Source organism: Pseudomonas sp. JAI115 (assembly GCF_014200835.1).
Lineage (GTDB): Bacteria > Pseudomonadota > Gammaproteobacteria > Pseudomonadales > Pseudomonadaceae > Aquipseudomonas > Aquipseudomonas putida_A.
The window spans coordinates 129,761-141,729 of the sequence record NZ_JACHCY010000008.1 but is presented as its reverse complement, the minus strand read 5'-3'; the positions used below and the strand labels follow the sequence as shown (position 1 = coordinate 141,729).

Here is an 11,969-nt window from a genome sequence, read left to right as displayed (position 1 = left end):
GGCGCATCTGACCTCAACGCGCCGGCGGCTGCTCGCCCAGTGGCACCACCGCCATGGTCAACCGCGACACACAACTGGCCTTGCCTTCATCGCTGGTCAAACGGATGTCCCAGACGTGCGTGGTGCGACCAATGTGAATCGGTTTGGCCACTGCGCTCACCCGCCCGCTGCGCAAACCGCGCAAATGGTTGGCATTGATCTCCAGCCCCACGCAGTAGAACTTGCTGGCATCGATGCACAGATAACTGGCCATCGAACCGACGGTTTCCGCCAGCACCACCGAGGCGCCGCCGTGCAGCAGACCGTAAGGCTGGTGGGTGCGGTGGTCGATGACCATGCTCGCCGTCAGCGATTCCTCGTCGAAGGACTCGAAACGGATATCCAGCACTTCGCCGATGGTGTTTTTCTGGATTGCGTTCAACTGCTCGATGTTCGGAGTGGTGCGCCACAAGCTCATCGCAGGCTTCCTTTGTTGTTTTGGTGGTCACTCAATCCTGCCACAGCACCGCCTCGCTGCGCGCGCTCCATTCTTCAAACCGCGCGCCATAGGTGTCTTCGATGACATTGCGTTTGATCTTCAAGGTCGGCGTGAGAAAACCGTTTTCCACCGCCCAACTGTCTTTCACCACCACCAGCCGCCGCAGGCGCTCGTGCTTGTCGAGCACGGCGTTGACCTCTTCGAGCAGTTTTTCCAGGCTCGAATGCAGGCTGGCCCGCCCCTCCTCCTGATTGACCGTCGACAGTACGCACAAGCCCAGCGGCGCACTCAGGCCATCGCCGACCACACAGACCTGTTCGATCCGTGAGTGCACTGCCAGCCGGTTTTCAATCGGGGCCGGGGCGACGTATTTGCCTTTGCTGGTCTTGAAGATTTCCTTGAGCCGGCCGGTCAGCCGCAAGCGTCCCTCGGCATCCTGCTCACCCTTGTCGCCGGTACGCAGGAAGCCGTCCTCGGTGAGGGTCTCGGCGGTTTTCTGCGGCTCCTTGAAATAGCCAAGCATGTTCGCCTGACTGCGCACCAGCACCTCACCGGACTCGTCGATGCGCACCTCGACCTCCGGGCACGGCTTGCCGATCCAGCCTTGCTTGTACTGACCCGGCAGGCAGATGTGCGAATAGCCGCAACTCTCGGTCATGCCATACACCTCCAGCACATCGAGGCCGAGTTTCTGATACCAACTGAGCAAGGTCTGCGGCACCGGTGCCGCACCGGACAGCGCCACGCGCAAGGCATCCAGACCCAGCCCCGCCAACACCTTGTGCCCGACTCGCTTGCCAATGAATGGCAGGCCAAGCAGGAAATCCAGGCGCTTGGCCGGAATCTTGCCGTACACGCCCATCTGGAATTTGGTCCAGATCCGCGGCACGCCGAACATCGCCGTGGGCCGCGCCCGCTGCAGGTCGGTGATGAAGGTGTCGAGGCTTTCGGCAAAGAACACGGTCTGCCCGGTGTAGATCGAGGCCAGCTCAACGAACATGCGTTCGGCGACATGGCACAGCGGCAGGTACGACAGCAGCCGGTCTTGCTCGTTAAGCCCGAACAGTTGCGTGCCGCGAGTCGTGGCGAACCCCAGATTGGCAAAACTGTGCATCACGCCTTTGGGCAACCCGGTGGTGCCGGAGGTGTAGATGATGGTTGCCAGTTGCTCCGCCGCAGGACGCGGATCGTCCTGGATCGGCGAGCTTTTTTGCAGGTCATCCCAACTGAAATCGAATTCGCCGGGCGGGTGCAGCGGCAGGCTGATGGTCGGCAAATCCGCCGGCACACCGACGGACATGCCCGGCCAGTCATCGAGTTTGCCAATGAACGCCAGCACACTTTCCGAATGCGTCAGCACCTGATTCACCGAGTCGGCGGTGAGGTTGGGATACAGCGGCACCGAGACGTGCCCGGCCATCCAGATCGCCAGATCGGCAATGATCCAGTGCGCGCAGTTTTTCGAGATCAGCGCGATATGGCTGCCCTGCGGTAATTCCCGGGCGCGCAGCCAGTGCGCGGCACAACGCGCTTGATGACCGACGTCGGCCCAGGTCAGGGTCTCGACCTGCCCGCCGCCGATGGGCTGCACCAGAAAACGCTGGCGCGGGTGCCGGGCCTCACGCTCGTAGAACACGTCCAGCGGCAAACGGAAGGCGGCAGACATGCGACTCGCTCCTGTTTTTTTGGGTCTGGAGCAAGCGTAGTCAACCAAGCAAGTGCTTGGTTGGAAAATTCAAACAAATAATTTCAACTGAAAATGAGGGCCCTGTGGGAGCGGGCTTGCTCGCGAATGCGGTCTATCAGTGACATTTACAGTGACTGACACAGCGCATTCGCGAGCAAGCCCGCTCCCACAAGGAATCAGTGTCAGGGGTGCTTGAGGCTGTTGAGGGTCATCGAGCCGATCAGCAGCTCAGGGCTTTCCAGCTCAGCCAGACCGGCAGTGCCGACCTTCTCCGGCGGATGCCCGGCGCCGTGCTGCAGATAGCTCAGCAGGTTGCCCACCAACGGGTTATGGCTGACCAGCAGCACATTGCTCACCGACACCAGTTGATCGGTGACCTTGTCCGGATCGCTCTCTGGCTTCAGCCAATCGACCGTGCGGATCTCCGGCTCGAACCCCAGCGCCTCGCGGACAATCTGTGCGGTCTGTTGCGCACGCAGATAAGGGCTGGCGTAGATCGCCGTCAGTGGCTGGCCGATCAATTGCGCGGCACTGCTCAACGCTTCTTTGCGACCGTGTTCGGTCAACGCCCGCTCGGAGTCAGGGCACGAGCCGTAAGGCACCGCCTCGCCGTGACGCAACACCCAGAGTTTCATAGCTTGGGTTCCTCATCGCGGGCCGGATGCGGCGCTGGCGGCACGGCGTGCGGCGCTTCGCCTTCCGGGGCACGCGGGGTTGGCCAGTCGGCAAACGGCCAGGGTTTCTGGTCGCTGTGAAAGCTGCCGAAGCGGCCGATCTGCGCGAGGAACTGGCTCAGGCTGTCGCCGAAATTCATCAGGCTGGCGCTCGGCGCGCCGTAAATCAAACGATAGATCAGTTGCACCAGCACCACGGCGCCGAGGATGAACTGCGCCACTTGCCAGACCAGCACGTAGACGATCATCCACAGCACGCGCAGGAGAATGGATTCGTACTTGGCTTCGGTTTTCGGATCGTTCATGGCTCGCTTCCTGTTGAATCAGTTGAAACCGCTGGTGGAAATAAAGTCGACGTCGGTTTTCGGTTCGGCACGCATCAGTAGACCGATCACCTGCTCCAGCGTGCGTCCTTCAAACAGAATCGCATGCAGCCCGGCGACCAGCGGCATGTACACGCCAACCTCCTGGGACTTGGCCTTGAGCACCTTCAGGGTGTTCACGCCTTCGGCGACTTCGCCCAGACGCGACACCGCTTCATCAAGGCTCAAGCCCTGACCGAGAGCAAACCCGACCTGGTAGTTGCGGCTCTTCGGCGACGAGCAGGTGACGATCAGATCACCGACCCCGGCCAGACCGAGGAAAGTCATCGGGTTGGCACCCTGGTTCACCGCGAACCGGGTCATCTCGGCCAGGGCGCGAGTGATCAGCATGCTCTTGGTGTTCTCGCCCATCTCCAGCGCCACCGCCATGCCGGCGATGATCGCGTAAACGTTTTTCAACGCCCCACCCAGCTCGACGCCGAAACGGTCAGCACTGGCGTAAACGCGGAAGGTGCGACCATGCAACGCAGCCTGTACCGCTTTGCAGAGTTCTTCGTCTTCGCTGGCGACCACGGTGGCGGTCAGCGCGTGCTCGGCGATCTCCCGCGCAAGGTTCGGCCCGGACAGCACACCAATACGCGCCTGCGGGGCGATTTCTTCGAGGATCTGGCTCATCAGTTTGAAGGTGTGGGCTTCGATGCCCTTGGTCAGGCTGACCAGCATCTTGCCGCTCAGGCGCTCGGCGTGGGCGGCCAGCACCGTGCGCAATGCGCTCGAGGGCAGCGCAACGAAGCACAACTCGCAGGCGTCGAGGGTGGCCTGCAGGTCAGTGACCGCAGTCACTCCCGGCAGAATCTTGATGCCTTTGAGGTAACGCGGGTTCTCGCGGTTGACCCGGATGGCCTCGGCCTGCTCGGGGTCACGCATCCACTGCCGGACTTGATGGCCGTTCTCGGCCAAAAGATTGGCCACGGCGGTACCAAAACTTCCGCCTCCCAGGACCGCAATCGGGCGCTGTTCAGTCATATGCAATCCGTTAATCCATACCAGTGGCGATGCCGGCATTATACGGGGCGACCGGAGCGCGGCCAGCCCCTGCGTCAATTACCGACACTTGTAGGAAGAAGACCAATAAAGCCGAGGAAAATGCCCGCATCGTGACTGGAAAAGTCACTGTCCTCGGTTAACATGCGCGCCAATTCTTTGCGATCAAGGCCGTGCCGTGTCTTTTGGCTCTCCCCCCTCGCGTTCGTCACTGCTGCTGGCGCTGCTGTTCAGCCCGGTGTTGCAGGCGGACGACCTGTTTGTCGACAGCGAAACGCTGCCGCAGGTGCTGACGGCTACGCGCCTGAAACAGACGCCGGCGGAAGTGCCGGGGAGCATGACCGTACTTGACAGTGAGCTGATCAACGCCAGCGGCGCGCGGGACATCAGCGAGTTGCTGCGACTGGTGCCGGGGATGATGGTCGGCAACATCAGCGGCAATCAGGCGGCGGTCAACTATCACGGAACCAATGCCAGTGAAGCGCGGCGCATGCAGGTGCTGATCGATGGCCGCTCGGTGTACCGCGCAGGCCTGGCCACGGTGGACTGGAGTGACATTCCGGTGGCCATGGAAGACATCGAGCGCATCGAGGTTTTCCGTGGGCCGAACACCGTCAGCTACGGCGCCAACGCGCTGATGGCGGTGGTCAACATCATCACCCGCAACCCGGCGGACAGCCACGGCACGCGCCTGAAGGTCACCCGAGGCCAGCGCGGTATCAACGATTTCTATGCCAGCCAGGGCACCGGCTGGAATGGCGGTGACCTGCGTCTGTCGTTGTCCGGCCAGGAAGACGACGGTTTTGACAGCGACCGCACCGGCGCCGATTACCGTGACAGCCGCCGCTTGAACCGCTTCAGCCTCGCCGTCAGCCAGACCCTGAGCGACAACCAGAGCCTCGACTGGCAAATCAACGCGAAGGACGGCAGTAACCAGCGGCCCTACACCTACCACCCGGTGTTCTCGGGGATTACCGCTGCCGGGAACAATTCCGACGTGATCGCCAAGGATTACGCCGGCTCGCTGCGCTGGAATCTCGACATCAATCCCGAACACAGCCTTTATATACAGGGTTCGGCCCAGCACTGGGATCGCCAGCAAGTGTGGCGCGCCTGCGATGCCGAAGTGTCGTTCAGCCCGCAACTGACCCAACTGTGGCAACTCAACCCGAACTACACCGAACGCCTGGCGCGCAACATCACCCGCTTCACCGGCCCCGGTCCGGAAGCCGGAACCTCGCAGGAAATGGCCCTCGCCAATCAGGTGCTGAATCAGTGGCGCAACGGTGCCAGCCAGACCCTGTGTGGCGACATCGACCAAAGCGCCCGCGAATCACGCTACGACCTCGAATTGCAGGACACCCTCAGTCTGTCCGACAACCTGCGACTGGTCAGCGGCCTGAACTATCGTTACGACCGGGCCGACTCCGAGACCTACTTCAACGGCACGCTGGACGACACCACCTGGCGCGCGTTCGGCCAACTGGAGTGGCGCGCCAGTGAACACTGGCTGTTGCAGGGTGGCGCCATGTTCGAAAACACCCAATTGATCGGCAGTTCGCTGACGCCGCGATTCGCCGTCAACTACCTGATCAACCCGCGCCATGGCCTGCGCGCGGTGTACTCGGAAGCGATCCGCTCGCCGGACATGTTCGAGAACAACGTCAACTGGAGCTATCAGGTGAGCAACCTGCGACCGTCTGCCTATGGCCAGTCTTCGGCGCGCTACTTCGTCAAAACCCGTGGCCCGGGCAATCTCGATCAGGAACACATGCGCTCGCGCGAACTGGGCTACAACGGCTATTTCGCAGAGCTGGGGCTGGCCGTGGACGTGAAGCTGTTCTACGACGAAATCACCGGGATGATCAGCGAGCCGCTGCGTAACAACCAGTACATCGCCAGCAACGCCAACAGCTCACGCTTTCGCGGCAGCGAAATCCGGCTCGACTGGCGCCTGAGCATGATCGATCGCCTGCGCTTCACTTACGCTTTCGTCGACGCCGAAGCGAGCAATCCGCTGGATCAACAATTCACCTCGCGCAACAGCGGTTCTGCCGGCTGGCTGCGTGATTGGGGCCACGGCTGGAACAGCGCGCTGTTCTATTACGGCGACAACGCGCTCAACGGCTACCGCTTCGAGCGCGTCGACACGCGCATCGTCAAACGCATCCCGCTGGGCAAGGCGCAACTGCAATTGGCCGGCGTGCTGCAACAGCGGCTCGACAACCAGCCGACCACTTTCGTCGACAATAATTACGACGAACGCCGGGTGCTGTACTTCAGCGCCGAGCTGGAGTTCTAGGGTGCGCTACGCCACGGCAAACAAGACGCCAACCCTTGGCCACTGGCTGGCGGGTGTCTGTCTGTTTTTGACCGCGTGGCTGCACGGCGTGGCGGTGCAAGCGGCCGATATTCTGTTGACCGGCGCCGAAGAAAGCCCCGGGGTGCAAGCCTTCGTCCAGGCCCTGAGCGAGCTGCGTCCCACCGACAACGTGCGGTTCCAGCCGCTGGCCAGCCTGCCGGCGCCGGGCAAGTTGCCGAGCAATCTGCGGATGATTCTGCTCGACCTGCCCAGCCTCGACTGGCGCCTGCAGGAGCCCCAGGGCCCGGCGACGCTGGTGTTGCGCATCAGCCGATTGCAAGCGCGGCAACGCCTGGGTGGCGCACAACCGCCGCACTTGAGTCTGCTATGGAGCGATCCACCGCTGGGGAGGCAACTGCAACTGATTCGACGGATTCTGCCGCAGGTGCGCCGGGTCGGCGTGCTGTTCGACCAACACAGCGAATTCCTGCTCAAGGAGCTGCATCAGGCCGCAGCGCCGCTGAATCTGCAAATCGTCAGCCAGCGTTGGGACAACACCCAGGACAGTCGCCCGTTGCAAAGCGTGCTGAGAAACAGTGATGTGTTGCTGGGCCTCGACGATCCCGATCTGTACAACCCGAAAACCGCGAAAAACCTGTTGCTCAGCAGTTACTCCCGGCAAGTGGCGCTGGTCGGGCCGAACGCGGCGTTCGTGCGCGCCGGCAGCCTCGCCAGCACTTACAGCGATCAGCCCGACTGGCTGGCGATCCTTGACCAGTTGCTCGATCGCCCGCCGGCGACGTGGCCGCGCACGCTTTACCCCGATCGTTTCAAGGTCTCAAGTAATGTGCAGGTCGCTCGTTCCCTGGGTATCGAGCCAATCGATGAAGCGTCTGTAGCCCGCCAGTTGGCTGAAGGAGAAAGCCACCCATGAATCTGCGTCGCCGCTGGGACATCAACACCCGCACGCAATTGATCAGCCTCGGCCCGGCCCTGCTGCTCACGCTGCTGCTGATCAGTTTCTTTACCTTCGTGCGAATTCAGGATTTACGGCAGGAGCTCAATCACACCGGGCAACTGATCGCCAATCAACTGGCGCCCGCCACCGAGTACGGGGTGATTTCCGGCAACAACGAAGTGCTGGAAAGCCTGCTCAAAGCGACCCTGGCCACACCGAACGTGCGCTTTCTGGAAGTGCAGGACAGCGCCAACCGGATTCTCGCCTACGTTGAGCAAGCCGCCGACGCGCACAACCGCCCGCATCAGGTCGAGGTGTTCCAGGCCCCGGTGCGCCTGCAACGGATCGCCCTCAACAGCGATTTTTTCCACGACGCCAAAGCCAGCAACAACGTGACCAGCGAAGACTATCTGGGCCGGGTGATCGTCGGTCTGTCCAACGATGCCTTCAGTCAGCGCCAGCAGGAAATTCTGCTCAAGGCCGGGATTCTGGCGTTGTTTGCCCTGCTCTTCACGTTTGTTCTGGCGCGGCGTCTGGCCGGCAGTCTGTCGGCGCCCATCCGCGATATTGGCAACGCGGTCAAGGCGATTCAGCAAGGCGACTACAAGACTCCGCTGCCGATCGTCGATGACACCGAGTTGGGCGCCCTGTCGCAGCACATCAACAACCTTGCCCAGGCACTGGAACAGGCCAGCCGCGAACAGCATCAGGCGATGGCGCAACTGATCCAGACCCGCGAAGAAGCGGAAAAGGCCAACAACGCCAAATCCGACTTCCTGGCGATGATGAGCCACGAACTGCGCACCCCCATGAACGGCGTGCTGGGCATGTTGCAGTTGCTGGAAACCACGGACATGACCGAGGAGCAGATCGAGTACGCGGCGCTTGCTTCGGAGTCCACCGAACATCTGCTGAAAGTCATCAATGACATCCTCGACTTCTCGCGGATCGAACGCTCGGAGCTGGAACTGGAGCACATCCCGTTCAACCTCGCCGACCTGATCGGCGCTTGCGCCCAGTCGTTCCAGCACAGCGCGGTGCAGCGTGGCCTAGACCTGAACCTGCGGATCCCCGAGGACATGCGCGCCTTGCAGGTGCAGGGCGATCCGACGCGGATCCGGCAGATTCTGGTCAATCTGGTGGGCAACGCATTGAAGTTCACCGAGCGTGGCCGGGTCAGCATCGAGGCGCAGTGGCAGTCGCTGGATCACGAGTTGCTGTGGTTCACCTGTTCGGTGCGCGACAGTGGCATCGGTATCTCCTCGGAAAGTCTGGAGTTGATGTTCAATGCGTTCCAGCAGGCCGACAGTTCGATTTCCCGGCGCTATGGCGGCACCGGCCTCGGCTTGCCGATCGCCCGCACCCTGGCCGAACGCATGGGCGGGACGTTGCGCGCGCAAAGCGAAGAAGGCCTGGGGTCGGTGTTCACTCTGGAAATCCCGCTGGCCTTATATAAGCAGACGTTGCCGCAACTGGCGGCACCGCGTGCAGCCAATGGCAACGGGCATGGTGAGGGGCGCAATGTGTTGCTGGTGGAGGACAACCCGGTCAACCAGACGGTCATCGAAGCCATGCTGCGAAGCCTGGGCTTTACCGTCAGCGTCGCCACCGATGGTGCGCAAGCGGTGCGCAGCGCCGAAGGCAATGATTTCGAAGTGATTCTGATGGACTGCCGCCTGCCGATCATCGACGGTTACGAGGCGACTCGGCAGATCCGTCAACTGCCCGGACGCCGCGAGGTGCCGATCATCGCGCTGACCGCCAACGCCTTGCAGGGCGACCGCGAAACCTGTCTGTCGGCGGGCATGAACGATTACCTGGCCAAGCCGTTCAAACGCAATGACCTACAACAGATTCTGCAGCGCTGGGTGCAGTAGTGACGGTTTTTCGACCATCTGCGACTGGCGTGAAAAGCGAAAGTGCGGCAGTCTTAGGCACCCGAACGAGCCTCAAAAGAGGCTTGAATAAAAATTTCAGTGCACAAGTGTACATTCATGTCCTTGGTGCTGTGACTTTCACCACAACGCAATAGTCTATGAGTAGGCTGCCGGTACGAGGCATGAACGCGTCGATCGGCCGGGAAGATTTGCCCCACCTGCCGCATGGGATTATTGAGGAGCTCGCATGACCAAACAAAACGCCTTTACTCGGGAAGACCTGCTGCGCTGCAGTCGCGGTGAGCTGTTCGGCCCAGGTAACGCGCAACTGCCCGCCCCGAACATGCTGATGGTGGATCGCATCACCCTGATCAGCGAAGAAGGCGGCAAGTACGGCAAAGGTGAATTGGTCGCCGAGCTGGATATCAACCCTGACCTGTGGTTCTTCGCGTGCCACTTCGAGGGCGATCCGGTGATGCCGGGCTGCCTGGGTCTGGACGCCATGTGGCAACTGGTCGGCTTCTTCCTGGGCTGGCAAGGCCTGCCGGGCCGTGGCCGTGCGCTGGGTTCGGGCGAAGTGAAATTCTTCGGCCAGGTCCTGCCGACCGCCAAGAAAGTCACCTACAACATTCATATCAAACGCGTCCTCAAGGGCAAGCTGAACCTGGCCATCGCCGACGGTTCGGTGACTGTCGACGGTCGCGAAATCTACACCGCCGAAGGCCTTCGCGTCGGCGTGTTCACCTCCACTGACAACTTCTAAGGGTTATTCGCATGCGCCGCGTCGTTATCACTGGTCTGGGCATTGTTTCGTGCCTGGGCAATGACAAAGAGACCGTCTCCGCTAACCTGCGTGCAAGCCGCCCTGGCATCCGGTTCAACCCGGAATATGCTGAAATGGGTCTGCGTAGCCAGGTTTCCGGCTCCATCGACCTCAACCTTGAAGAGCTGATCGATCGCAAGATCTATCGTTTCGTCGGCCACGCAGCGGCTTACGCCTACCTGGCCATGAAAGACGCGATCACTGACTCCGGCCTGACCGAAGAGCAAGTGTCCAACCCGCGTACCGGCCTGATCGCCGGCTCGGGCGGCGCGTCGACTCTGAACCAGATGGAAGCGCTGGACATCCTGCGCGAGAAAGGCGTGAAACGCGTTGGCCCATACCGTGTAACGCGGACCATGAGCAGCACCGTTTCCGCGTGCCTGGCCACGCCGTTCAAGATCAAGGGCCTGAACTACTCCATCGCTTCTGCCTGCGCCACCAGTGCTCACTGCATCGGTACCGCCATGGAACAGATCCAGATGGGCAAGCAGGACATCGTCTTCGCCGGTGGCGGTGAAGAAGAGCACTGGAGCCAGTCGTTCCTGTTCGACGCGATGGGCGCCCTGTCCAGCAAGCGCAACGACACCCCGGAACAAGCCTCCCGCGCCTACGACGCCGACCGTGACGGTTTCGTCATCGCTGGCGGTGGCGGCATGGTCGTGGTTGAAGAGCTGGAACACGCTCTGGCCCGTGGTGCCAAGATCTACGCCGAAATCGTTGGCTACGGCGCAACGTCCGACGGCTACGACATGGTTGCCCCAAGTGGCGAAGGCGCGATCCGCTGCATGCAGATGGCAATGTCCACCGTCGACACCCCGATCGACTACCTGAACACCCACGGCACCTCGACTCCGGTCGGCGACGTCGCGGAAATGAAAGGTGTGCGTGAAGTGTTCGGCGACAAGGCTCCTGCGATCAGCTCGACCAAGAGCCTGTCCGGTCACTCCCTGGGCGCCGCCGGCGTTCACGAAGCGATCTACTGCATGCTGATGATGGAAGGCAACTTCATCGCCGGCTCCGCCAACATCGACGAACTGGATCCTGAAGTGGCCGATCTGCCGGTGCTGACCAAGACCCGCGAAAACGCCACCATCAACACCGTGATGAGCAACAGCTTCGGCTTCGGCGGCACCAACGCCACGCTGGTGCTCAAGCGCTGGGAAGGCAAGTAAGCCCCCGCTGCAGAGCCACACATGAAAACGCCCCGACTGGTTCGGGGCGTTTTTTTGCCTGAAATAAATGGCAGTTAACCGTAAAACCCTGTGGGAGCGAGCCTGCTCGCGAATGCGATATTCCAGCCACCCTCTCATCACCTGACCCACCGAATTCGCGAGCAGGCTCGCTCCCACAAGTGGACTTGCTGAGCTTCTGAAAATGAAACTTCTGTCATGAAACCTTGCACCCTGCGACCGAATGTCGCGGATTACGCGGGCTGCAGCACTGTTGCAAAAACCGCAACAACACCTTGCGCAAATCAAGCGTTTACTTAGCAAGCTAACAAATCATATAAAAGAGTCCTGCACACGCCTTGCTGCAGATAACTTGAGATTTGGAGCTAGCAGATGACTGTAAAAGTAACTGAACGCGACGATTCACACATGTCCCACGAAGGCGTAGCCGCCGGTATCCGCATCTGGGATGTGCATCAACAAAACTTGCTGGTCGGCATGTTCCACAACGAGATTGACGCCCACAATTACAAGGCCGAATTGGAACTGCAGGAAAAGCAGCGGGATCTGAAATCCGCCTGAAGCAACCACAGCATTGAAAACGACAAACCCCGCCATGAGCGGGGTTTGTCGT

The 11,969-nt window shown here is 61.1% G+C and carries 11 protein-coding genes; 6 read left to right on the top strand and 5 right to left on the bottom strand.

Annotated elements, in window-relative coordinates:
* Positions 1-13: 13 nt before the first annotated feature.
* The 5 genes from HDC30_RS19090 to HDC30_RS19070 all read right to left on the bottom strand — a co-directional run bounded on the left by HDC30_RS19090 (position 14) and on the right by HDC30_RS19070 (position 4,188).
* Positions 14-457 carry a hotdog fold thioesterase gene (locus HDC30_RS19090; RefSeq protein WP_115989133.1) on the bottom strand — a complete coding sequence of 148 codons (444 nt, stop codon included), beginning with the start codon at positions 455-457 and terminating at the stop codon, positions 14-16.
* Between the two features lie 31 nt (positions 458-488).
* Entirely contained in the window at positions 489-2,144 is a 1,656-nt protein-coding gene (locus HDC30_RS19085) for an AMP-binding protein (RefSeq protein ID WP_183784392.1), read from the bottom strand.
* A 203-nt stretch (positions 2,145-2,347) separates the two neighbouring features.
* Complete coding sequence (gene sixA / locus HDC30_RS19080; protein ID WP_027612312.1) at positions 2,348-2,800, bottom strand: phosphohistidine phosphatase SixA; 453 nt, start codon at positions 2,798-2,800, stop codon at positions 2,348-2,350.
* Positions 2,797-3,144: a DUF4389 domain-containing protein gene (locus HDC30_RS19075; RefSeq protein ID WP_007968953.1), complete on the bottom strand. Its 348-nt coding sequence runs from the start codon at positions 3,142-3,144 to the stop codon at positions 2,797-2,799. Before HDC30_RS19075 ends, sixA begins: the two co-directional genes overlap by 4 nt.
* An 18-nt stretch (positions 3,145-3,162) precedes the next feature.
* Positions 3,163-4,188 carry an NAD(P)H-dependent glycerol-3-phosphate dehydrogenase gene (locus HDC30_RS19070; protein WP_027612311.1) on the bottom strand — a complete coding sequence of 342 codons (1,026 nt, stop codon included), beginning with the start codon at positions 4,186-4,188 and terminating at the stop codon, positions 3,163-3,165.
* Between the two features lie 196 nt (positions 4,189-4,384).
* Between HDC30_RS19070 and HDC30_RS19065 the strand changes: the two genes are divergently transcribed.
* From HDC30_RS19065 to HDC30_RS19040, 6 genes are all read left to right on the top strand, one after another.
* Positions 4,385-6,508 carry a TonB-dependent receptor domain-containing protein gene (locus tag HDC30_RS19065; RefSeq protein WP_183784390.1) on the top strand — a complete coding sequence of 708 codons (2,124 nt, stop codon included), beginning with the start codon at positions 4,385-4,387 and terminating at the stop codon, positions 6,506-6,508.
* 1 nt (position 6,509) lies between these two features.
* Positions 6,510-7,442 carry an ABC transporter substrate-binding protein gene (locus HDC30_RS19060; protein ID WP_183784388.1) on the top strand — a complete coding sequence of 311 codons (933 nt, stop codon included), beginning with the start codon at positions 6,510-6,512 and terminating at the stop codon, positions 7,440-7,442.
* The gene (locus tag HDC30_RS19055) at positions 7,439-9,343 is read left to right on the top strand and encodes a response regulator (RefSeq protein ID WP_134787098.1); all 1,905 of its coding nucleotides are present in this window, start codon (positions 7,439-7,441) and stop codon (positions 9,341-9,343) included. Before HDC30_RS19060 ends, HDC30_RS19055 begins: the two co-directional genes overlap by 4 nt.
* 247 nt (positions 9,344-9,590) lie before the next feature.
* Positions 9,591-10,106, top strand: coding sequence for a 3-hydroxyacyl-[acyl-carrier-protein] dehydratase FabA (fabA, locus tag HDC30_RS19050; RefSeq protein WP_003227150.1), 516 nt, complete (start codon positions 9,591-9,593; stop codon positions 10,104-10,106).
* Between the two features lie 11 nt (positions 10,107-10,117).
* The gene (gene fabB / locus HDC30_RS19045) at positions 10,118-11,338 is read left to right on the top strand and encodes a beta-ketoacyl-ACP synthase I (RefSeq protein WP_007968959.1); all 1,221 of its coding nucleotides are present in this window, start codon (positions 10,118-10,120) and stop codon (positions 11,336-11,338) included.
* A 390-nt stretch (positions 11,339-11,728) separates the two neighbouring features.
* Entirely contained in the window at positions 11,729-11,917 is a 189-nt protein-coding gene (locus HDC30_RS19040) for a hypothetical protein (protein ID WP_183784386.1), read from the top strand.
* Positions 11,918-11,969: the final 52 nt, after the last annotated feature.